This is a genomic window from Streptomyces sp. NPDC006544, assembly GCF_040611715.1.
Classification (GTDB): Bacteria; Actinomycetota; Actinomycetes; order Streptomycetales; family Streptomycetaceae; genus Streptomyces.
This window is the reverse complement of sequence record NZ_JBEXOV010000020.1, coordinates 1-21402: the sequence shown is the minus strand read 5'-3', so window position 1 is coordinate 21402 and position 21402 is coordinate 1. Positions and strand designations below refer to the sequence as shown.

Sequence of the window (21402 nt, the reverse complement as noted above, 5' to 3'; positions counted from 1 at the left end):
TCCGGGGATCAGACGGTCAGCAGCAGCTTGCCCACGTGCGTGCTCGACTCCAGCACCTGATGGGCCCGCGCCGCCTCCCGCAGGGGGTAGGTCGCGTGCACCACCGGGCGGACCCGGCCCGTCTCGACCAAGGGCCACACGTGCTCCCGTACGGCCGCGACGATCGCCGCCTTCTCCTCCAGGGGCCGCGACCGCAGCGTGGTGGCGGTGATCGCGGCCCGCTTCGCCAGCAGGGCGCCCAGGTTGAGCTCCGCCGTGACACCGCCCTGCAGGCCGATGATCGCGAGGCGGCCGTTGACGGCCAGCGCGGCCACGTTCCGCTCCAGGTACTTCGCTCCCATGATGTCCAGGATCACGTCCGCCCCGGCGCCGTCCGTCGCCGCCTTGAGCTCCTCCACGAAGTCCTGCTCGCGGTAGTCGATCAGGATGTCCGCGCCCAGCTCCGCGCAGCGGTCCAGCTTCTCCTTGCCGCCCGCCGTGACCGCGACCCGCGCGCCGACCGCCTTCGCCAGCTGGATCGCCATGGTCCCGATGCCACTCGACCCGCCGTGCACCAGGAGGGTCTCCCCGGGGCGCAGTCCCGCCACCATGAACACGTTCGACCACACCGTCGAGACGACCTCCGGTAGGGCCGCGGCCGTCACCAGGTCCAGGCCCGCCGGCACCGGCAGCAGCTGGCCCGCCGGGACGGCGACCTTCTGCGCGTACCCGCCGCCCGCGAGCAGCGCGCACACCTCGTCGCCGACCGACCAGCCGGACACTCCCGGCCCGATCGAGGCGATCCGCCCGGAGCATTCGAGGCCGGGGAAGCGCGAGGCGCCCGGCGGGGGATGGTAGACGCCCTGCCGCTGCAGGACATCGGCGCGGTTCACGGCGCTGGCCGCGACCTCGACGACGACTTCGCCGTCTCCTGCCACCGGGTCGGGCACCTCGGCCCACACGAGGGCGTCGGGACCGCCGGGCTGTTCGATGGTGATCGCATGCATGGCCGGAGGCTACCGCTCGCGCGCGCCGCGCGGAGGGTTACTTGACCGGACCCTGCATCACCGGCGGTGAGTGCGGGGGTGAGTTCGGCGGGGCGGCGCGGACGATGGTGATGAGACGGTCCGTCAGCTGGAGGGGACTCGCGTGCGGGTCGTCGTACGGGAGCAGCCGGTGGCCGCGCAGGACGCTGACGACGAGGTCGTCGGTGTCCCGGACGGACTTGCCGACCTCCGCCCGGTTGACGGGGCGTTCGATCAGGTCGAGGCCGCTGCCCTGCTGGATCAGGTCCTCCATCACGGTGCCCGCGCTCGGGCTCAGCACCGAGAGTCCGAGCAGCCGGCCGGCCGCGCTCGCGCTCGTGATGACGGCGTCCGCACCCGACTGGCGCAGCAGCGGCGCGTTCTCCTCTTCCCGGACGGCCGCGACGATCTTCGCGCCACGGTTGAGCTGGCGGGCGGTCAGGGTGACCAGCACCGCCGTGTCGTCCCGCTGGGTGGCGATGACGATCTGACGGGCCTTCTGCAGCTCGGCGCGCAGCAGGACGTCGGAGCGCGTGGCGTCGCCGACGACCCCCGTGAATCCTTCCGCGTTGGCGATGTCGATCACCTTGGCGCTGGGGTCCACGATGACGACCTGCTCCTTGTGGAGGCCGGTGGCCAGCAGGGTCTGAAGGGCCGAGCGGCCCTTCGTGCCGAAGCCGACGACGACCGTGTGGTCACGCAAGTTCTTCCTCCAGCGGTTGAGCCGCCACTCTTCACGGGTCCGCGTCGTGAGGACTTCCAAGGTGGTTCCGACCAGGATGATCAGGAACAGCACGCGCAGCGGCGTGATCAACAGGACGTTGATCAGCCGCGCGCTGGGGCTGTACGGGACGATGTCGCCGTAGCCCGTCGTCGACAGGGTGACGGTCGCGTAGTAGACGCAGTCGAGGAAGTCGACCGTTTCGTTGGCGTTGTCGTGGTAGCCGTCGCGGTCGAGCCACACGATCAGGACCGTCAGGCACATCACGAGCAGGGCCATCAACAGCCGCCGCGTCACCTGCCGCAGCGGTCGCTCGACTTCCCGCCGGGGCAGTTTGACGCGGCGCGAGACGAGCTTCTCGTCGGCGCCGCGGGCCATCGCGTCGGAGCCGTGAAGTTTCACGTGAAACATCCCCCCGAAGCCCACGGCAGGTCGAGGATCTCCACCTCTTGGCCCGAGCGGGCCCCGTGCGGCGGTACGACGGCCAGCGCGTCCGCGGCGGCCACGCCGCGCAGCATCGCCGGGCCGTTGTAGCGCAGTGGTACGACGTGCTCGTCCGTCAGCTGGACCGGTACGAGCCGGGTGTCGTGCGGGTGGCCCGGTACGTCGCCCTCCACGGGCACCGCGTACCGGGGGCGGGTGCTGCGCCCGGCGAGGGCCCGCAGGAGCGGTTCGGCGAGGGTCAGCAGCCCGGACACGGCGGCCAGCGGGTTGCCCGGCAGGCCCACCAGGTGGCGGACCGGGTCCTGGCCGGGGCCGCCGTTGCCGAGGCGGGCCAGGAGCATCGGGTGACCGGGGCGTACGGCGACGCCGTCGACGAGCAGTTCCGCGCCGGCCCGGGCGAGTACGGGGTGGACGTGGTCGACGGGGCCGGAGGCGGTGCCGCCGGTGGTGATGACCACGTCGGCGGGGGAGGTGGTGACGGCCTCGAACAGGGCTTCGGCGCCCGCCGGGTCGTCGCCGAGCCGCCGGACGGCGACGACCTCGGCCCCGAGCCGGGTCAGCCAGGGGCCCAGCATGGGGCTCAGAGCGTCACGGATGAGGCCGTCGTGCGGGCGTCCCTCGGTCAGCAGTTCGTCGCCGAGGACGAGGATCTCCACGCGCGGCCGCGGCCGGGTGGTGAGCTCGTCGTACCCGGCGGCCGCGGCCAGCCCGAGCACGGCCGGGGTGACGAGGGACCCGGCGGGCAGCAGCAGGTCGCCGGAGCGGCACTCCTGGCCGCGCGGGCGGATGTCCTGGCCGGTGGCCACGGGCCGCCGGGCGTGGAGCAGGCTGCCGGCCTCGCGGGAGTGCTCGCTGCGGATCACGGCCGTGGTGTCGGCGGGGATCCGGGCTCCGGTGGCGATCCGGACGGCCTCGCCGTCCGCGAGGGGCGCGGGACGGTCGGACCCGGCGAGCGCGTCGTCGCCGGAGCGGACGGACCAGGGGCCGGGGCCGGCGACGGCCCAGCCGTCCATGGCGGAGGTGTCGAAGGACGGCAGGTCGCTCAGGGCGTCGAGGGGCTTGGCCAGCACCTCGCCGAGCCCGTCCGCCAGCAGGACCTGGTGGACGCGGCCCCGGACGGAGGCTCCGGCACGGGTGGCGCTCTCCCGGGCCCGGTTCCAGGGCGCGGGCCGGTGGCCGCCGGCGGCGTCGGGACGGGGGCCGGGGCTGACCAGGGCGAGGGCCTGGTCGAGGGCACGGTCGGCGTCGGTACCGGAGCCGGTGGGCGCGGTCATCCGGAACCGGTCGGTTCTGCCGGGCCCGCGGCCTCGGCCTCGGCGGCCCAGCGCAGGGCCAGGCCGGAGGCCTTGCGGCAGGCTTCGGCGACCGCCTCGGCGGGGTCGGCGCCGGTGGCTTCGGCCCGGGCCGCCGCGTAGCCGACGAGGAAGGTCGTCAGCGGGGCGGCGGGCCGGGCGACGCCGTGGGCGGCGTCACGGGCGAGGTCGAGCAGGGTCTTGGTGTCGACGGCCAGGTCGATTCCCAGCTCGGTCTTGGCGGCGGTGATCCATTGCTCCAGCACGGTTCCATGCTCTCTGATCCGGGCGCGGGCGGCGGCGAGATCGTCCCAGGTGTCGCAGTCGAACGAGGCGAGTGGCGCAGCCGCGGTGACGCGGGTGAGTTGGAGTTCGGCGGTGATCGCGCGCAGCGGGAGGCCGGCCAGGGCGCCGTGTTCGGCGGCCAGCAGGGCGATTTCCCTGCGCAGGGGCTCGGCCCGGTACGCGGCGACCAGGGGCTGGTCGCGGCCGTCCGGATCCCGGAGCACGGCTCCGTCGCCGCCCGGCGCGTCGAGGAGGGCCCGGACCGTGTCGCGGTCCAGGAAGGGCAGGTCGGCCGAGAGGACGAGGACCCGCGCGGCCCTCGTGTCGACGGCACCTGCACGGGCATCCGAGCCGGGGGCCGGCCCCGGATGCCCGTGCAGGTGCCGCAGACCGGCGTCGAGGGCGGCGAGGGGGCCTCCGCCGGGGGGCGACTCGCGGGCCCACCGCACGGGCCGGGCGGTCGGCCGGCGGCCGCCGACGACGACGGTGGTCCGGGCGTCGGCGCAGGCGTCGAGGACGCGGTCGAGGAGGGGGCGGCCGCCGACGAGGAGGCCGGGCTTGTCGGCCCCGCCCAGTCGCCGTGCGGCGCCGCCGGCCAGCACGATGGCGTCGTAGGTCATGTCCCGAGTATGCGGGGGCCACGTTGCGTACGGGTTCCGCGGTTTACCGGATCCTTACGCCGGCGCTGTGAGGCCTGCGCCCCGCCGGTGCCCGATGTCCGCCCCGACGACTTCGGGGCCGCTCCGACCGTGAGGCGGGGGCGGCCCCGAAGGGGGCTGGGGGAGCGGCTCAGAGGTAGGGGCCCGAACGGATCGCGCCGTGGGGGCCGTCCTCGTCGTCCTCGTGGGAGGAACCCGGCGGGAGGGCGCGGCGCATCTGCTCCAACTGGGCCCGCGCCGCCATCTGCTGCGCGAACAGGGCCGTCTGGATGCCGTGGAACAGGCCTTCCAGCCAGCCGACCAACTGGGCCTGGGCGATCCGCAGTTCGGCCTCGGAGGGGATGGCCTCCTCGGTGAACGGGAGGGAGAGCCGCTCCAGTTCCTCCACCAGCTCGGGAGCCAGACCGTCTTCCAGCTCCTTCACCGACGCGGCGTGGATGTCCTTGAGACGGACCCGACTGGCCTCGTCCAGAGGTGCGGCGCGTACCTCTTCCAGGAGTTGCTTGATCATGCTGCCGATCCGCATGACCTTGGCGGGCTGTTCGACCATCTCCGTCACCGGGACCTCGCGCGACTCGTCATCGGCGCCGCCGACCGCCGTCCCGTCCTGTCCCACGATCATGACGTGCGGGGACGGGGGGCTTTCCTGCGACCGTTCACTCCTCGGCATCTCCATGCCGTCATTCTCTCGCACACCTTCGCTTGCACACGGTGTGCCCCCGCACAGGCGTGATCCACCCTGTGCGGAGGCACCAACATCCGTCGAAAGCGCCCGTCAGACCTCGCGGCGGGCCAGTGCCCCGCTCGAACGCGTGACCAGGGCCGCCAGCAGGGCCGCGCCCACCGGGACCGCGACCAGCAGACCGGCCAGCGTCATCCAGGGCACCCCGATCGGCATGTACGGCACGGTCTCCGAGGCCGCCGCGTGGCCGTTCTCGATGCCGCGGCGGATCAGGTCGGCCGCCGCCCGCCGTTCGGTGAGCCGCAGTCCGACCGCCGGCAGGATTCCGGCCGCCGAGCCGAGGACCACGCCCATCAGGGCGACCACCCCGCACTGGAATCCGCTGAGCGTGCGCCGTACCCGGGGCGCCGCGCCGACCGCGGCCAGGGTCTTCAGGTCGGCTTCGGCGTCCGCCTGGGCCAGACCGGTGGCGATGCCGGCCGCGCCGATGGTGACCAGGCCCGCGAAGATGGTCAGGGCGAGCATGATCACGCTGTCGTCGCCCTCGTAGCCCTTCTCGATGCGCACCGAGGCGTCGACGCCCAGTTGGTCCAGGGCTCCGTCCAGCCGCTGGCGCTGCTTCGAGCTCGCCTCACCGTCGAGGGTGAAATAGGACCCGACCGGAGTGGTGAGCAGACCCGCGCTCTTCGCGGCCGAAGGCGGGAGGACCAGCGTCAGGCCGTACCCGTTCGCCGAGTCGGGCATCTGGTAGGCGGGGAACACCTTGTCGTCGCCCGGCGGCGCCTCGCCGGGGGCCAGGCCCCCCACGTGCTCGTCCGTGTCGGCGATGAGCCGGACCGTGACCTTGTCGTTCTGCACGTTCGGCTTGGAGAAGGACAGCGCCTTGCCGGCCTTCAGTGCGGACACCGCACCGGGATCGGTCACGGCCAGGACGGACAGCAGCTTCTCGTCGGCGACGACCATGGAGTTCTGGACGCCGAACCGCTGGTCCTGGCACCTCCAGTCGTTGCGCAGCTCCTTGCGCTGTTCCAGGGTGAAGGACGCGGGGCCGTTCGGGGCCGTGTAGAGGGGGCAGCGCTGGTCCTTCGGAATGATGATCTCGGCCCGCCCGCAGCCGGGGGCGGAGTACGGGGCGCAGCCCTGCTTGCCGACGCTGACCCGGTCCACGTCGGCCCGCACGGCCAGCGGGAGCTCCTTGGCCAGGGCGGTGCGCATGGCGGACACCTCGCGGTAGGCGGAGCTGTCGTTGGCCTCCATGAGCCCTGCGCCGTAGGGCAGTTTGGCCTCGTACTCGTACCGTGCCTGGACTTCGTGGCTGTGCTGGTACGTCGCCACCGCGACGGTGCCGGCAACGGCGGCCAGGACGGCGGCCACGGCCGGAGCCGTGCGCCCCCGGTTGCGCACGGCGTCGCGCAGTGCGAGCCGGGGCGACAGCGGCAGCCACCGTCCGACCCGCCCGAACAGGCCGACCAGGACGGGGGTGAGGGCGACGATGCCGAGTTCGGCGATGGCGCTGCCACCCGCGACGACGGTGGCGCCCATCTTGGAGACCGTGCCGTACAGGGCGATGACGGCGCCGCCCGCGACGGCGAGCACGCCGAGGACGGGCAGCACCCGGTTGGCCCGGCGGACGCCCCGGCGGCCGGTGAGCGAGGCGAGCACGGTCTGCCGGGAGGCGGTGACGGCCGGAGCGATGGCGGCCAGCAGGCCGGTCAGGACGGCGAGCAGGCCGATGCCGAGCAGTTCCAGCGGGCGGACCTCGAAGCCGCCGAAACGCTTGCCGATGGTCTCTTCGAGCACCGGGCGGAGGCCGAGGGTGAGGCCCACGCCGATGACGGTGCCGACGACGGCGGCCGCGGCGCCGATGACGAGGCCGCCGGAGAGCACGATGGCCCGGATGTGCCGCCGGTCACCGCCGTTGGCACCGACGAGACCGAGCTGGCGGCGCGAACGCCGGGCACCGACCGCGAAGGCGGGGCCGGCCAGCAGGCAGATCTCCAGCATGGCGAGGCCGACGACGGTGGAGAGGACGGCGATCTCGGTGCTCCCGAGGGGCGGGCCGCCGCCCCAGGAGTCCTTGCGCTCCTGCTGGTAGAGCGGGACCTCCGAGTCCGCCGGCGGGTCCAGCAGGACGGTGCGCGACTCGACGACGAGCCCCTTGGTGTTGGCCTCCTTGACCATGTTCCACGTGAAACCTTCGCCGCCGACCTTCACCAGGTAGGAGGGCCGGGGGTGGACCCCGGGGCTGCCGGCGTTCTGCAGGGCACGGTCGAGCGGGGCGATCAGACTCCCGGGCGGGGCGAGCAACTGGCTCACGTTGAGCCCGTCGGGGATCTCGTAGGCGCCGACGATCTTGTACGAGACGGTCGACTCGCGCGGGGTCACCGTGGAGCCGACGAAGTAACCGGACTCCTCCAGGAAGGCGTTGGTCGCGATGACCTCGCCCGCCGCCCCCGGCAGCCTGCCGCGGTCCAGCGTCAGCAGCCCCTTCGTGAGCGGGCTGGCCGTGTCGATTTCGCGCAGTTCGGTCTCGAGGATGCCGAACCGGGTGCGGACCTTGGCGTAGGCCTGGGTGTCCGTCACGGCCTGGGCGCCGGGCGGCAGCGCCGGCGGCGCGGTCTCCTCGTCGCGCCCTCCTCGGGCGGACCCGTCGTACTTGTCGTAGCCGCCGACGGGGGCGTAGCTCTTCGCGTCCGGCCGCTGGTAGATGGCCACGCCCATGTGGGAGAAGGTGATCTTCGCGTCCGTGGCGCCGAGCAGGCGGTCCATGCGCTGCTCACCGGTGAGCTGGGAGCTGCGCACGGTGAGGTCGGCGGCGCTCACGCCGACGATCGGCAGGGCGATCATGGCGAGGACGAGGACGCTGCGGCCCTTGGAGCGCCAGGCGTCGCGGCGGGCTATGCGGATCGCCGCGATCCACGAGTGGTACCAAGAGATCACTGGTGGGCCGCCTGCCCGGTGAGCAGGGAGTCGGCGTGGCTGCGCAGGGTCTCGTCGACGACGCTGCCGTCGCGCAGGAACACCACGCGGTCGGCCCAGGCCGCGAAGCGCGGTTCGTGCGTCACCAGGATCCCGGCCGCGCCCGCCTCGCAGCGCGAGCGCAGCAGGGCCAGTACGGATTCCCCGGTCTCGGAGTCGAGGGCGCCGGTCGGCTCGTCGGCGAGGACGAGGCGGCGGTCCCCGACGAGTGCGCGGGCGATGGCCACGCGTTGCTGCTGGCCGCCTGACATCTCGTCGGGGAAGCGGTCGGCGAGCTGGGACAGGCCCATCTCCTTCAGGGCGGCCAGCGCGGAGCGCCGGGCCTTGCGGGCGGAGATCCCGTCGAGCTCGCGCGGCAGCGCCACGTTCTCGGCGGCGGTGAGGGCCGGGATCAGGTTGTAGTCCTGGAAGACGTACCCGATGCTGCGGCGGCGCAGCGCCGCCAGCTGCCGCCGGTTGGCGGTGGTGATGTCGGTTCCTTCGACGACCACCCGGCCGCTGGTGGGCTGGTCGAGGCCGCCGGCGAGGGTGAGCAGCGTGGACTTGCCGGAGCCGGAGGGGCCCATGACGGCGACGAGTTCGCCGGGGTACACGGAGAGGTTGATCCCGCGCAGGGCGTGCACCTCGGTGGCGCCGCTGCCGTGTGTGCGGACGAGCTGGTCCAACTGCAATACGGGCTGGTCAGGCATGGTGAGTCCCCCCTGGGACATGGAGCGGTGTTCAGCCCCGCCGCGTGCGGGCGGTACGGGGCAGCCGGTCGGTGGTCGGGGTGGTCGGAGTGGTCGGAGTGGTCGCCGTGGTCGCCGTGGTGGCGCCGGCCGCGGCGGTCGCGGCCGCGCGCGCCGGGGGACGGCCCTCGGTCCGGCCGTCGGCGCGGGCGGCCGGGGTGTCGCCTTCGGGCGGCTCGGCCTCGGCCGGCGCGAGCCGGCCGCTCGCGGAGAGCCGTACGAGCCTGGTCTCGCAGTGGTCGAGCCAGCGGGCCTCGGCCTCGGTCTGGAAGATCAGCTGCTCGAGGACCAGAAGCCAGGCGATGTCGTCGCGTTCGCTCTCGCGCCCGCTGTCGATGGCCGCGAGGGCCTGGGCCTTGAGCCGGGTGTAGTCCTGCATGGCCTGGACGGTGGCGTGCCGCTGGGACTGGATGACGGCGCGGATGTCCACGTTGGACGCGCCGACGGCCATGGCCAGCTTGATGGCGAGCTCGTCCCGCGGCGGGTTGGCCCGGTCGACGGGGCGCTCGTACCAGGCGCGCAGTTCGGAGCGTCCCGAGTCGGTGATGGCGTAGAGCGTGTGCCCGGCCGGGTCCTCGCCGCCGGGTGCGACGAGACCGTCGCGCTCCAGGCGCGCGAGGGTGGTGTACACCTGCCCGACGTTGAGGGGCCAGGTGGACCCGGTGCGGGATTCGAATTCGGTGCGCAGCTGGGAGCCGTAACGGGGACCCCGTTCCAGCAGGGCGAGAAGGCCGTGGCGGATGGACATACTCAGTATCTATACCGAGTATGTACCCCTCCGCAACCACCCTGAGGTCTACGTCGGAAGGGGGAGGGACGCGTTCCGTCCGTCTCGGGAGGGAGCTACCGGCCCCGGCGCAGCCGCATTGCCATGAAGCCGAAACCCAGTCCCATCAGGGCGAGTCCCGTTCCGAGCGGCAGTATGTGCGCGGCCAGATCGGCGGCCCGCTCGTTCGGCGCCGTACCGAGCGCGCTGACCGGGGCGGGCGGGGTGGGCGTCGCGGGTGTCGCGGGTGTCGCGCGCGTCGCGGGGGGCGGCGGCAGGGCCGGCTCGACGCGCGGGCGGACCGGGTAGGGCCGCGCGGCGGCGACGGCCTCGGCGTTGGGGGTCTCGGTCGCCGGGCGCCCGGGGCGCTCGCGCCCGACGCCGGCGGCGCTTCCGGCCAGCTGCTCGAACACCTGGTCCGCGCGGTCCGTCGGGTCCGCCCGGAGGCCCGTCGCGGGCGGGGGGTACGCGGGGGAGGAGGTCCCGGCGTTCGCGGGCGCCGTGCCCAGCAGCGCGGCGGTCGCCATCGCTGCCCCGGCGGTCCATCGCAGCGCGCGGGCGTATGTCACGGACTCAGATTTGCATAACCGGACAAAAGCGGCATCCCGTACGGGCCGTACGAGGGCTGCGGGATGGTGCGCCGACGCCCGCCGGTCCGTCCGCGGCGGGCGTTGCGGACGGCTAGCGCGTCACTCCGGGTCGCCGGTCGAGATCCACAGGGTGAAGGTGACGTTCTTCGGGTCGATCTTCGAGTCGCCGGCGGGCTGCTGCTCGATGACGGTCCCCTCGCCGTAGACCGCCTCGTCGCGCGGCTTCTCCTCGTACTTCCAGCCGGCGGCCCTGATGCAGGCCTTCACCGAGACCATGTTGATGTACCGGAAGTCCGGGGCCCGCACCTTGGTCGCGTCGCTGAAGTCCTTCGAGGGCTCCGTGCACTTGGCCGGGTCGATCGTGCGCGAGGCGTCCGGCCCCTTGTGTCCGGCCTTCGCCGAGCCCGACGCCGAGGTCGAGGAGCCCGGCGTCGGCCCGGCCCCGTCCTTCTTGTCGCCGCCCATGTTCAGCCAGGCGACCAGGCCGCCGACGGCCAGCAGGGCCACCGCGGCGGCGCCCACCACGAGCGGGGTGTTCCGCTTCCGCGCGCCACCGCCCGCGGACCCCTGGCCGCCCTGCGGCGAGACCGGGTACGGCGCCGGGGCCGCCGGTCCGAAGGGCTGCGTGGTCTGGTGCTGCTGCGGGTACCCGTACGAGCCGGGCGCCGGAGTGTGCGGACCCGGCACGGGGGCCGGCGTCGGCGCGTACGCATACGGCGCCGGGGTCTGCGGCGCGTGGTAGGGCTGCTGCAGCGACTGCGGCGGCGCCTGGAGGCCCGAGTCCACCGGCGGGAACACGGCCGAGCCGACCCCGGCCCCGCTGTTGGCCGGGTGCGAGCCGGGGACGATCACGGGGGCCCCGGCGTGGCCGGCGCCTGCCACCCGCACGACCTCGTCGAGCATGGCCGCGGCGGTGGGGAAGCGCTCGTTCGGGTTCTTCTTCAGGGCCCGCGCCACCAGCGCGTCCATCGCCGGGGTGACCGAGCGGTTGATGGAGGAGGGCGCGACCGGCTCCTCCTGTACGTGCGCGTACGCCATGCCCAGCGCCGAGTCCGCGACGAACGGGACCCGCCCGGTCAGCAGCTCGAAGAGCATGATGCCGACCGAGTACAGGTCGGAGCGGGCGTCCACGGCCCGCCCGAGCGCCTGCTCGGGGGAGAGGTACTGCGGGGTGCCGACGACCATGCCGGTCTGCGTCATCGAGGTGACCCCCGACTGCATGGCCCGGGCGATGCCGAAGTCCATCACCTTCACGATGCCGCGCCGCGTCATCATGACGTTGCCCGGCTTGATGTCGCGGTGGACCAGGCCCAGCTCGTGGCTGCTGTCCAGAGCCGCCAGCACGTCGGCCGTCACCTTCAGGGCCTTGTCGGCCGGCATGGCCCCGTACTGCCGGACGTCGCCGTCCAGGACCGAGCCCAGGGGCTGCCCCTCGACGTACTCCATGACGATGTACGGCATGACCGACCCGTCGGCCACCGACGGATCGGAGAAGGAGACGACCCCTTCCCCGGTGTCGAAGACGGAGACGATATTGGTGTGCGACAGTTTCGCTACAGCCTGGGCCTCGCGGCGGAAACGCTCGCGGAAGGACTGCTCACGGCCGAGCTCGCTGTGCAGCGTCTTGATCGCGACCTGACGGTCGAGGGCGGAGTCGTAGGCGAGATAGACGGACGCCATCCCGCCCTCGCCGAGCAAATCCCTTAGCTGGTAACGGCCACCGGCAAGCGAGCCGCCCGCGTACTGGCCCTGAGTGCCGTCCTGGCTCATGAGTGTTGCTTCCCCTCGGGATGTGTCGCTACGCGTCTGGCTGAGCGCATGTCGCGCTCAGTCTGCCGGAGGGCAAGCAGACGTCAAGCCGGGTTCCCGTTCCGTGACCACATGGCCACGGGAGTCTTCGTCCGAACGGCGACCGGTTCCGAGGCTGTAGCGTTCATCGGAGCACACGATGAGGACCTACCGCTGAGCGGCGGCCGAGACAGACGACGGCGAGGACTGATGGCACCCGAACCCGAGGGAAGCGGCGCCGGGATGGCCGATGGTCCTGAACACTGGGGCGCGGGCGGCCTGGTGGGAGACGGCCGCTACCGGCTGACCCACCGTCTGGGTCGCGGCGGCATGGCCGAGGTGTTCGCGGCCGAGGACGTGCGCCTGGGCCGGACCGTGGCCGTCAAGCTGCTGCGCCCGGACCTCGCCGAGGACCCGGTGTCCAAGGCCCGCTTCACGCGCGAGGCGCAGTCGGTCGCCGGCCTCAACCACCACGCCGTCGTCGCCGTGTACGACTCGGGCGAGGACCGGGTCGGCCCGAACGTCGTCCCCTACATCGTCATGGAACTGGTCGAGGGCCGCACCATCCGCGACCTGCTGATCAGCGCCGAGGCCCCGGGCCCCGAGCAGGCTCTCATCATCACCTCGGGCGTGCTCGAAGCCCTCGCCTACTCGCACCAGCACGGCATCGTGCACCGTGACATCAAGCCCGCCAACGTGATCATCACGGAGACCGGCGCGGTCAAGGTGATGGACTTCGGCATCGCGCGCGCCCTGCACGGCGCGCAGTCGACGATGACCCAGACCGGCATGGTCATGGGCACCCCGCAGTACCTCTCGCCGGAACAGGCCCTCGGCAAGGCCGTGGACCACCGCTCCGACCTGTACGCGACGGGCTGTCTGCTCTACGAACTCCTCGCGCTGCGGCCGCCGTTCACCGGGGAGACCCCGCTGTCGGTGGTCTACCAGCACGTGCAGGACGCCCCGGTCCCGCCGTCGCAGCTGCCGGAGGGCCACCAGATCCCGCAGGAGCTCGACGGCCTCGTCATGCGCTCCCTGGCCAAGGATCCGGACGACCGGTTCCAGAGCGCCGAGGAGATGCGCGGGCTGGTCCAGTACGCCCTGCAGATGCTGCACGACCAGGGGCCGAACACCGGAACCTGGAACACCGGCCCGGTCACCATGGCGCTGCCGCACGGTCGCGGCCCCGCGCAGACCACGGCGATGCCGATGCCCGGCCAGGGCCAGCCGCGGTACGGCTCGCACTCCACGACCTCGCAGTTCCAGCAGCCGATGGTGCCGCCCCTCAATCCGGACGACGGTTCGGCCTTCCCCGGCGGCGGCGGTCCGGGTGGCCCGGGGGGCCCCGGCGGGTCCGGGGGCGGTTACGACGGCTACGACGACCGCGCCGCCGGCGGCGGCCGCTGGAAGCTGTGGCTGTTCGCGGTCCTCGCCGTGGTCGCGGTCGCGGCCGGCGTGGCGTACGCGGTCAACAGCGGCACGGGCAAGGGCGGCGGTCCGCAGAACCCCGCGCCGGAGACCTCCGTCTCGTCCTCCGCGTCGACCAGCCCCTCGACCACCCCGTCGGCGGACACCGCGCCGTCCAAGCCGGCGCCGGAGAGCTCGTACTCGTCCGAGAACTCGCCGCTGCCGAGCCGCAGCAAGTACTCCCCGAGCTACACGCCGTCGGGCTCGCCGTCGGAGTCGCGTTCGCCCACGCGCTCGGTCTCCCCGAGCAATACCAAGTCGCCCTCGCCGACCGCGACGAAGTCGTCGACGGTGAGCCCCGAACCGGGCGGGCGTAACCCTGAGTAATGCGAACGGCCCGGCGGAATTCCGCCGGGCCGTTCGTGCAGGGGCCTCGGTTCCTCCGGAACTCCCTCAGAGCGCGTGCTGGTATTGACGGTCCAGATTGCCCGCGAGCGTGTGCACGGTGACGAGTTGCGGCTCGATTCGCATGTAGACGGGGTCGAAGACCGCGCCGTCCACGAAGTGCGGACCGGGGCCGAAGAGTTCCAGTTCGGCGGTGGTGGGTTCGATGATGTTCGCGGTACCCGTGAACTGGACCGACCACAACCGCGGCTCGCCGGAATTGAAGTTGTCGGCTCCGTACGAGACCACACTGCCGTTGCACGCGTGGTGATAGCCGAAACCGGCGTGCATGCGCAGGATGACCTTGCCGTTCACCACGATGTGGCGCGCGGCGGCGAGGAAGGGCAGCGCGCGCATGCTGGTGGCCGCCCGGCCGTACGGCACCCGGCGCAGCAGTTCGATGGCGTGGAGTTCCTCTGGGGACATGCCTCCACTCTCCGGCACCGGCGCGGCGGCGGAAAAGAGGAGCCCGCCCCCCGCATCGGGGACGTTGGTCCCGAATGGAACCCCGCGTCCCGTGGAATCGGGCGACCACCGGACGTCACGCTCCGTCATCGCCGGGGAGGGTGTGGATCCGGACGGCCGGTCCCGTCAGCGCCGCTTCTCGGCCTGCAGCCGGGCCACGTACGCGGCGGCCTGGGACCGGCGCTCCATGCCCAGCTTGGAGAGCAGGCTGGAGACGTAGTTCTTGATCGTCTTCTCGGCCAGGTGCAGGCGCTCGCCGATCACGCGGTTCGTCAGGCCCTCGCCGATCAGATCGAGGATCTTGCGCTCCTGCTCGGTCAGGTGGGAGAGGCGGTCGTCGCCCTTGCCGTTCTTGCCGTCGCGCAGCCGCTCCAGCACCCGGGCCGTGGCGACGGGGTCCAGCAGCGACTTGCCGGCCGCCACGTCCCGTACGGCGTTGAGCAGTTCATTGCCGCGGATCGCCTTGAGGACGTAGCCCGAGGCGCCGGCCATGATGGCGTCGAACAGCGCCTCGTCGTCGGCGAACGAGGTGAGCATCAGGCACTTGATGTCCTCGTTCTGGGAACGCACCTCGCGGCAGACCTCCACGCCGCTGCCGTCGGGCAGCCGGACGTCGAGCACGGCCACGTCGGGCCGGGTGGCGGGAATGCGGTTCAGGGCGTCGGCGGCGGTGCCGGCCTCGCCGACCACCTCGATGTCGGATTCCATCGACAGCAGCTCGTGCACACCCCGGCGGACCACTTCGTGGTCGTCGAGAAGGAACACCTTGATTGTGGCCTGATCGCTGTCTCGTGTGCTCATCGACTACCCGTCCGAGTGGTTTGCGTTCCCGGATGACCATCCTAGCGTCGAAGTACGCTAAGGGTCTTAAGAGACGCTTTTCTGTGCGGAGCGGGGCGCAATCGGAGCAAGGGGACATCTCGGTGGGCTCGAGGGTGCCCGCATATGCCCGGCGCTCGGGGGGCCGTTCCCCGGGGGTGTGAAAGTCACCCCTTCCCAGAGGGTGACGACCGGGATAACGTGCCGTTGTTCCGGCCCCCTGCAAGGCTGTGACCAGTGCTTGTTCCCGGTTCCGCCGATTTACTTGGAAATCCAAGCAAAATCGCAGGTCAAACGGGGTTTCGCGGTTATGCGACGCACTGGGTAACGTGCATTGCGCAGGGCACTCGCCGGGGCACCTGTCACGCCTGAATCCCCCACCCGAAGCGCACCCACCCCGTGCGCGGGTAGAGATACAGGTGAGCCGCACTGGTCCCCGGAGAACCCGGGTGCCGGACCGACGGAGGAGCAATCGTGACCGTGGAGAGCACTGCCGCGCGCAAGCCGCGACGCAGCAGCGGCGCCAAGCGGCCGGCAGGCGCGGCAAGCGCCAAGACCGCCGCTGCCACCGCGAAGACGCATGACGCCGAGCCCCAGCTCGTACAGCTGCTGACGCCCGAGGGAGAGCGGGTCGAGGTCGCGGACCATCCCGACGTCGCGGAGTTCGCCGCCTTCGTCGCCGACATCACCACCGACGACCTGCGCGGTCTCTACCGCGACATGGTCATGACCCGTCGTTTCGACGGCGAGGCGACCGCCCTGCAGCGCCAGGGCGAGCTGGGCCTGTGGGCCTCGCTCCTCGGTCAGGAGGCCGCGCAGATCGGCTCCGGCCGGGCGCTGCGCGACGACGACTACGTCTTCCCCACCTACCGCGAGCACGGCGTGGCCTGGTGCCGCGGGGTCGACCCGACCAACCTCCTCGGCATGTTCCGCGGCGTGAACCACGGCGGCTGGGACCCGACCACCAACAACTTCCACCTCTACACGATCGTCATCGGCTCGCAGACGCTGCACGCGACCGGGTACGCGATGGGCGTGGCCAAGGACGGGGCCGACTCGGCCGTCATCGCCTACTTCGGCGACGGCGCGTCCAGCCAGGGCGACGTCGCGGAGGCCTTCACCTTCTCCGCGGTCTACAACTCCCCCGTCGTGTTCTTCTGCCAGAACAACCAGTGGGCGATCTCCGAGCCCACCGAGCGCCAGATGCGCGTGCCCCTCTACCAGCGCGCCCAGGGCTTCGGCTTCCCGGGCGTCCGGGTGGACGGCAACGACGTGCTGGCCTGCCTCGCCGTGACGCGCTGGGCGCTGGACCGCGCCCGCCGGGGCGAGGGACCCACGCTGGTCGAGGCGTTCACGTACCGCATGGGCGCGCACACCACCTCCGACGACCCGACGAAGTACCGGCGGGACGAGGAGACGGCTGCCTGGGAGGCGAAGGACCCGATCCTGCGCCTGAAGGCCCACCTGCTGGCGACCGGAGGCGCCGACGAGGCGTACTTCGAGGAGCTGGAGGCGGAGAGCGAGACCATGGGCAAGCGGGTGCGCGAGGTCGTGCGCTCGATGCCCGACCCGGACACCATGGCGATCTTCGAGAACGTCTACGCGGACGGGCACGCGCTCGTCGACGAGGAGCGCGCGCAGTTCGCGGCGTACCTCGCGTCCTTCGAAGGCGGGGAGTGAGCGTCATGGCCGTACAGAAACTGACCATCGCGAAGGCGCTGAACGACTCGCTCCGCAAGGCCCTGGAGACGGACCCGAAGGTCCTGATCATGGGCGAGGACGTCGGCAAGCTGGGCGGCGTCTTCCGCATCACCGACGGCCTGCAGAAGGACTTCGGCGAGGAGCGGGTCATCGACACCCCCCTCGCCGAGTCGGGCATCGTCGGCACCGCGATCGGCCTGGCCCTGCGCGGGTACCGGCCGGTCGTGGAGATCCAGTTCGACGGCTTCGTCTTCCCGGCGTACGACCAGATCGTCACGCAGCTCGCGAAGATGCACGCCCGCTCGCTCGGCACGATCAAGATGCCGGTCGTCATCCGCATCCCCTACGCGGGCGGCATCGGCGCGGTCGAGCACCACTCGGAGTCCCCGGAGACGCTGTTCGCGCACGTCGCGGGCCTGAAGGTGGTCTCTCCGTCGAACGCGAGCGACGCGTACTGGATGCTCCAGCAGGCGATCCTCAGCGACGACCCGGTGATCTTCTTCGAGCCGAAGCGCCGCTACTGGGACAAGGGCGAGGTCGACGTCGAGGCCATCCCGGACGCGCTGCACGGCGCGCGCGTGGCCCGCACGGGCACGGACATCACCCTGGCGGCCTACGGTCCGATGGTGAAGGTCTGCCTGGAGGCGGCCGCGGCCGCCGCCGAGGAGGGCAAGTCGGTGGAGGTCGTGGACCTGCGCTCGATGTCCCCGATCGACTTCGACACGCTGCAGGCCTCGGTGGAGCGCACGCGCCGGCTGGTGGTCGTGCACGAGGCTCCGGTGTTCCTCGGCGTGGGCTCCGAGATCGCCGCTCGCATCACGGAGCGGTGCTTCTACCACCTGGAAGCGCCCGTGCTCCGCGTGGGCGGCTACCACGCCCCGTATCCGCCGGCCCGCCTGGAGGACGAATACCTGCCCGGCCTGGACAGGGTGCTCGACGCAGTCGACCGCTCGCTGGCGTACTGAGGAGAGCCGTGACCATCCGCGAATTCAAGATGCCCGACGTGGGCGAGGGCCTCACCGAGGCCGAGATCCTCAAGTGGTACGTCCAGCCGGGTGACACGGTCACCGACGGCCAGGTCGTCTGCGAGGTCGAAACCGCCAAGGCGGCCGTCGAGCTCCCCATTCCCTTCGACGGCGTCGTGCACGCGCTCCTCTTCGAGGAGGGCGTGACGGTCGACGTCGGCCAGGTCATCATCTCGGTCCGCACGGGCCCGGCGGACGAGACCCCGGCCGAAGCCCCGGCGGAGGCGGTCGCCACCGTCGCGGCCCCGGTCGCCGCCGGGGCCGAGCCGGAGGCCCCCGCGGCCCGCCAGCCCGTCCTGGTCGGCTACGGAGTCTCCACGGCCTCCACGAAGCGTCGCCCGCGCAAGGCGCCGCAGCCGGCGGTGGCCGCGCAGAACGGCACGGGTGTCGCCCAGCCGGCGGCCGCGTCCGCCCCGGCGCCCGCGGCTCCTGCGGCTCCTGTGGTCCCGGCCGTCGTGGTCCCGGCGCAGAACGGCACGGCGGCCACCGCCACCGGCGCCTCCGGCGCCAAGGCACTGGCCAAGCCCCCGGTGCGCAAGCTCGCCAAGGACCTCGGCATCGATCTGGCGGCCGTCGTACCCACCGGCGCCGGCGGAATCGTGACCCGCGAGGACGTGCACGCGGCGGCCGCCGCGGCGCTCGCCCCGCAGGCGGCTCCGGCCCCGGCCGCCCCGGTCCAGGCCCCGGCTCCGGCCGAGGCACCCGCCTCGGCCCAGGACCGCCGGTCCCAGGCCGAGGCCCCGGCCCGGGAGACCCGGATCCCGGTGAAGGGCGTCCGCAAGGTCACCGCGCAGGCGATGGTCGGCTCCGCCTTCACCGCGCCGCACGTCACCGAGTTCATCACCTTCGACGTGACGCGCACCATGAAGCTGGTCCAGGAGCTCAAGGCGGACCCGGACCTCGCCGGTCTGCGGATCAACCCGCTGCTCCTGATCGCCAAGGCCGTCCTCGTGGCGGTCCGCCGCAACCCCGAGGTCAACGCCTCGTGGGACGAGGCGGCCCAGGAGATCGTGCTCAAGCACTACGTCAACCTCGGCATCGCCGCCGCCACCCCGCGGGGCCTGATCGTCCCGAACATCAAGGACGCCGACGCCAAGACGCTCCCCGAGCTGTCCGAGGCCCTGTCCGCGCTGGTCACCACGGCCCGCGAGGGCAAGACGTCACCGGCGGACATGCAGAACGGCACCCTCACCCTCACCAACGTCGGCGTCTTCGGCGTCGACACCGGCACGCCCATCCTGAACCCCGGCGAGTCCGCGATCCTCGCGATCGGCGCGATCAAGCTCCAGCCGTGGGTACACAAGGGCAAGGTCAAGGCCCGCCACGTCACCACCCTGGCGCTGTCCTTCGACCACCGCCTCATCGACGGCGAACTCGGCTCCCGCTTCCTCGCGGACATCGCCGCCGTCCTGGAGCACCCCCGCCGTCTGATCACCTGGTCCTGACGGCCGGCGGAGGACCGGTCCGCGGGTACCCACCCGAGGGCCGGTCCTCCGCCCACGACCTGCGCGTACCTTGATGACGTGCGGAAATGCCTTGGGGAACACCCCCGGGCGGTGTGATCATCGGCCCATGCGCTTCCGCTCTGCCACCGCAGACCCCACCGACCTCGACCGCGCCCTCGCCTACCCGGCCGACGGCCCCGTCCCCGCCCTCACCCCGGAGAGGATCCGCGAGGAACTCGCCGCGCACCAGATGCGCCCCGAGTGGACCTGGATCGCCGAGGACGAGGACGGCGAGATCCTGGCCCGCGCCCTGTGGTGGGGCCGCGACGACAGCGACCGGCCCGCCGCGCTGGACTGCCTCCAGGTACGGGACCGCGTGGCCGACCCGGCGGCCGTCGCCGCCGGGCTGCTCCGTGCCGGGCACGCCGCCTTCGGCAAGCTCCCGGACTACAACATCTCCCTGCCGCGCGACTGGCGCACCGGTCCCGACGGCCTGGCCGGGGCGGTCGCCTGGCGCCAGGAGGCCGCGGCCGAGGCCGGCCTGACCCGCGTGATCGAGCGGCTGCGCTTCGAGTGGACCCCGGACGCCGGGACCGCCGGCCCCTCCGGCCGGCTGGTCTTCCGCGAGGGCACGGACGAGGAGTTCCTCGACGCCTTCGTCCGCCTCTCCAGCGGAAGCCTGGACCTGCACACGCAGAACGAGCTCCGTACGATCGACGCCGAGGAACTGGCGCGCGACGACATCGAGTTCTACACCGACTGCCCCGGCGAGCGCTCCTGGTGGCGCCTCGCGCACCTCCCCGACGGCACCCTCGCGGGCATGGCGATCCCGTCCGCGACCCCGTACCACCGCAACGTCGGCTACCTCGGCGTCGTCCCCGAACAGCGCGGCCAGGGCCTGATCGACGAGATCCTCGCCGAGATCACCCGCTTCCACGCCTCCGAAGGCGCCCGCCGCATCACCGCCACCACGGACACCGTGAACGTACCGATGGCCGCCGCCTTCGCCCGCGCCGGCTACGAGGTGACCGAGATCCGCCTGGTGATGGAGGCCTCGCAGGGGGCCTGAAGGGAACCGTCCCGGTCCCCGATAGCGTGCTTCCAGAGGACGTCGACCGGCGCTGGAGGGGATGCGGACCATGGAACTGACCGGAGAAATCGCCGCAATACGGGAGGGGCAGGGTGATCCGGCGCGCCTGATCGGAGAGTTCCGGCGTGCCGCCCTCCTCGTTCCGCTCGAGAACGGGGCCGACGGCGGGCTGATGTCGGCGGTCTCGGGCGGGATCCGCTGGATCTACGCCTTCACCGACGAGGAGGCGCTGGCGCGTTTCGCGCGGAAGCGCGGGGAGTCCGGCCGGGAGTGGGAGTACCTCTCGGTACTGGGCGCGCGGCTCGTGGACGCGGTGGTGCCGATGGCGGAGCGCCCGGCGGGTGTGGCCGTGAACGTGGCGGACGAGGACGGGTCGATGTTCTTCCCGCCGGTGGCGGGGATCGTTCCCGACGGCTGTGCCGTGGATCTCGCCGACGGCGGGGTGGCGGCCTGATGGCGGGTGACGGGGACCTCGAGGTCTCGCCGGCGGCGGTCAAGAACATCCGGGACGGCCTGCGGGCGGCGATCGGGGAGTTGCGGGAGTCGGGGGACGCGGCGGGCGCCTCGATGGGTGCGGGGTTCGAGAACCTGTCGATGACGGGGATGGAGGCCGGGCACGCGGGCGTGGCCACGGACTTCGAGGACTTCTGCGAGAGCTGGGAGTGGGGGGTGCGCAGCCTCGTCCAGAACGCCAGCACGCTGGCGCGGTCGCTGGGGATCGCGGCGGGCACGGTGTGGGAGGAGGAGCAGTACCTCCAGGGCTCGTTCAAGGTGGTGGCGAACGCCGCGTACGGCAATCCCCACGCCAGTGAGGACGAGATCGAGCAGAAGAAGTGGGGGGACATCTTCTCCGCGGACGTCTACAAGCCCGACTACAGCCAGGAGTCGTTCCAGAAGAGCGCTGAGGACATCAAGCAGACCTGGTCGGACACGGGGGAGAAGCTGAAGTCCAGCGGGAAGATCGGTTCGCTCAACGACCTGCTGGAGCAGGCCGAGCGTGATGCGGGCGGTCGCTGATGGGGTGGCGGGATTTCGTTCCGGACGTCGTCGAGGACGTCGTCGAGGACG

General features: G+C 72.3%; 19 protein-coding genes. 7 read left to right on the top strand and 12 right to left on the bottom strand.

Annotation, left to right across the window (positions count from 1 at the left end; genetic code table 11):
* Positions 1-8 precede the first annotated feature (8 nt).
* The 10 genes from ABZY44_RS12380 to ABZY44_RS12335 form a co-directional block, all read right to left on the bottom strand.
* Complete coding sequence (locus ABZY44_RS12380; protein WP_356652722.1) at positions 9-986, bottom strand: NAD(P)H-quinone oxidoreductase; 978 nt, start codon at positions 984-986, stop codon at positions 9-11.
* Between the two features lie 37 nt (positions 987-1023).
* On the bottom strand, positions 1024-2136 hold the full coding sequence (locus ABZY44_RS12375) for a potassium channel family protein (RefSeq protein WP_356652720.1): 1113 nt from the start codon (positions 2134-2136) through the stop codon (positions 1024-1026).
* A complete protein-coding gene (locus tag ABZY44_RS12370; RefSeq protein ID WP_356652718.1) occupies positions 2124-3443 on the bottom strand; it encodes a molybdopterin molybdotransferase MoeA in 1320 nt (439 codons plus the stop codon). Before ABZY44_RS12370 ends, ABZY44_RS12375 begins: the two co-directional genes overlap by 13 nt.
* Positions 3440-4366, bottom strand: coding sequence for an NTP transferase domain-containing protein (locus ABZY44_RS12365; protein WP_356652716.1), 927 nt, complete (start codon positions 4364-4366; stop codon positions 3440-3442). The genes ABZY44_RS12370 and ABZY44_RS12365 overlap by 4 nt, the downstream gene beginning before the upstream one ends.
* Positions 4367-4535: 169 nt before the next feature.
* Positions 4536-5081, bottom strand: a complete 546-nt coding sequence (locus ABZY44_RS12360; protein ID WP_356652714.1) for a bacterial proteasome activator family protein — start codon at positions 5079-5081, stop codon at positions 4536-4538.
* 99 nt (positions 5082-5180) lie between these two features.
* Positions 5181-8027, bottom strand: a complete 2847-nt coding sequence (locus ABZY44_RS12355) for an FtsX-like permease family protein (protein WP_356652712.1) — start codon at positions 8025-8027, stop codon at positions 5181-5183.
* Complete coding sequence (locus ABZY44_RS12350) at positions 8024-8755, bottom strand: ABC transporter ATP-binding protein (RefSeq protein WP_356652710.1); 732 nt, start codon at positions 8753-8755, stop codon at positions 8024-8026. Before ABZY44_RS12350 ends, ABZY44_RS12355 begins: the two co-directional genes overlap by 4 nt.
* A gap of 31 nt (positions 8756-8786) precedes the next feature.
* Positions 8787-9542 carry a PadR family transcriptional regulator gene (locus ABZY44_RS12345; protein WP_356652708.1) on the bottom strand — a complete coding sequence of 252 codons (756 nt, stop codon included), beginning with the start codon at positions 9540-9542 and terminating at the stop codon, positions 8787-8789.
* A gap of 95 nt (positions 9543-9637) precedes the next feature.
* Positions 9638-10129, bottom strand: a complete 492-nt coding sequence (locus ABZY44_RS12340) for a hypothetical protein (RefSeq protein WP_356652706.1) — start codon at positions 10127-10129, stop codon at positions 9638-9640.
* Positions 10130-10249: 120 nt separating this feature from the next.
* Complete coding sequence (locus ABZY44_RS12335) at positions 10250-11920, bottom strand: protein kinase (RefSeq protein WP_356652704.1); 1671 nt, start codon at positions 11918-11920, stop codon at positions 10250-10252.
* A 261-nt stretch (positions 11921-12181) separates the two neighbouring features.
* On the opposite strand from ABZY44_RS12335, the gene ABZY44_RS12330 reads away from it, so the two are divergent.
* Complete coding sequence (locus ABZY44_RS12330) at positions 12182-13732, top strand: protein kinase (protein ID WP_356652702.1); 1551 nt, start codon at positions 12182-12184, stop codon at positions 13730-13732.
* 66 nt (positions 13733-13798) lie between these two features.
* On the opposite strand, the gene ABZY44_RS12325 is transcribed toward ABZY44_RS12330, so the two are convergent.
* The gene (locus ABZY44_RS12325; protein ID WP_356652700.1) at positions 13799-14215 is read right to left on the bottom strand and encodes a pyridoxamine 5'-phosphate oxidase family protein; all 417 of its coding nucleotides are present in this window, start codon (positions 14213-14215) and stop codon (positions 13799-13801) included.
* Between the two features lie 165 nt (positions 14216-14380).
* Positions 14381-15055, bottom strand: a complete 675-nt coding sequence (locus tag ABZY44_RS12320; RefSeq protein ID WP_356652698.1) for a response regulator transcription factor — start codon at positions 15053-15055, stop codon at positions 14381-14383.
* A 492-nt stretch (positions 15056-15547) separates the two neighbouring features.
* Here ABZY44_RS12320 and pdhA point away from each other — a divergent pair, with 492 nt between their 5' ends.
* From pdhA to ABZY44_RS12290, 6 genes are all read left to right on the top strand, one after another.
* Positions 15548-16753, top strand: coding sequence for a pyruvate dehydrogenase (acetyl-transferring) E1 component subunit alpha (gene pdhA, locus ABZY44_RS12315; RefSeq protein WP_356652696.1), 1206 nt, complete (start codon positions 15548-15550; stop codon positions 16751-16753).
* A 5-nt stretch (positions 16754-16758) separates the two neighbouring features.
* Positions 16759-17739 carry an alpha-ketoacid dehydrogenase subunit beta gene (locus ABZY44_RS12310; RefSeq protein WP_356652694.1) on the top strand — a complete coding sequence of 327 codons (981 nt, stop codon included), beginning with the start codon at positions 16759-16761 and terminating at the stop codon, positions 17737-17739.
* Between the two features lie 29 nt (positions 17740-17768).
* Entirely contained in the window at positions 17769-19244 is a 1476-nt protein-coding gene (locus ABZY44_RS12305) for a dihydrolipoamide acetyltransferase family protein (RefSeq protein WP_356652842.1), read from the top strand.
* 127 nt (positions 19245-19371) lie between these two features.
* Positions 19372-20313, top strand: a complete 942-nt coding sequence (locus ABZY44_RS12300; RefSeq protein WP_356652692.1) for a GNAT family N-acetyltransferase — start codon at positions 19372-19374, stop codon at positions 20311-20313.
* A gap of 70 nt (positions 20314-20383) precedes the next feature.
* Positions 20384-20788, top strand: coding sequence for an SseB family protein (locus ABZY44_RS12295; RefSeq protein WP_356652690.1), 405 nt, complete (start codon positions 20384-20386; stop codon positions 20786-20788).
* A complete protein-coding gene (locus ABZY44_RS12290; protein WP_356652688.1) occupies positions 20788-21351 on the top strand; it encodes a hypothetical protein in 564 nt (187 codons plus the stop codon). Before ABZY44_RS12295 ends, ABZY44_RS12290 begins: the two co-directional genes overlap by 1 nt.
* Positions 21352-21402 lie beyond the last annotated feature (51 nt).

What these genes read in the sequence shown, in the direction of transcription:
- ABZY44_RS12325 (WP_356652700.1), bottom strand. Translation starts at nt 14,215, where the DNA reads ATGTCCCCAGAGGAACTCCACGCCATCGAACTGCTGCGCCGGGTGCCG.
- ABZY44_RS12345 (WP_356652708.1), bottom strand. Translation starts at nt 9,542, where the DNA reads ATGTCCATCCGCCACGGCCTTCTCGCCCTGCTGGAACGGGGTCCCCGT.
- ABZY44_RS12310 (WP_356652694.1), top strand. Translation starts at nt 16,759, where the DNA reads ATGGCCGTACAGAAACTGACCATCGCGAAGGCGCTGAACGACTCGCTC.
- ABZY44_RS12380 (WP_356652722.1), bottom strand. Translation starts at nt 986, where the DNA reads ATGCATGCGATCACCATCGAACAGCCCGGCGGTCCCGACGCCCTCGTG.
- ABZY44_RS12350 (WP_356652710.1), bottom strand. Translation starts at nt 8,755, where the DNA reads ATGCCTGACCAGCCCGTATTGCAGTTGGACCAGCTCGTCCGCACACAC.
- ABZY44_RS12300 (WP_356652692.1), top strand. Translation starts at nt 19,372, where the DNA reads ATGCGCTTCCGCTCTGCCACCGCAGACCCCACCGACCTCGACCGCGCC.
- ABZY44_RS12305 (WP_356652842.1), top strand. Translation starts at nt 17,769, where the DNA reads ATGCCCGACGTGGGCGAGGGCCTCACCGAGGCCGAGATCCTCAAGTGG.
- ABZY44_RS12290 (WP_356652688.1), top strand. Translation starts at nt 20,788, where the DNA reads ATGGCGGGTGACGGGGACCTCGAGGTCTCGCCGGCGGCGGTCAAGAAC.
- ABZY44_RS12375 (WP_356652720.1), bottom strand. Translation starts at nt 2,136, where the DNA reads ATGTTTCACGTGAAACTTCACGGCTCCGACGCGATGGCCCGCGGCGCC.
- ABZY44_RS12370 (WP_356652718.1), bottom strand. Translation starts at nt 3,443, where the DNA reads ATGACCGCGCCCACCGGCTCCGGTACCGACGCCGACCGTGCCCTCGAC.
- ABZY44_RS12320 (WP_356652698.1), bottom strand. Translation starts at nt 15,055, where the DNA reads ATGAGCACACGAGACAGCGATCAGGCCACAATCAAGGTGTTCCTTCTC.
- ABZY44_RS12295 (WP_356652690.1), top strand. Translation starts at nt 20,384, where the DNA reads ATGGAACTGACCGGAGAAATCGCCGCAATACGGGAGGGGCAGGGTGAT.
- ABZY44_RS12360 (WP_356652714.1), bottom strand. Translation starts at nt 5,081, where the DNA reads ATGGAGATGCCGAGGAGTGAACGGTCGCAGGAAAGCCCCCCGTCCCCG.
- ABZY44_RS12335 (WP_356652704.1), bottom strand. Translation starts at nt 11,920, where the DNA reads ATGAGCCAGGACGGCACTCAGGGCCAGTACGCGGGCGGCTCGCTTGCC.
- ABZY44_RS12365 (WP_356652716.1), bottom strand. Translation starts at nt 4,366, where the DNA reads ATGACCTACGACGCCATCGTGCTGGCCGGCGGCGCCGCACGGCGACTG.
- ABZY44_RS12330 (WP_356652702.1), top strand. Translation starts at nt 12,182, where the DNA reads ATGGCCGATGGTCCTGAACACTGGGGCGCGGGCGGCCTGGTGGGAGAC.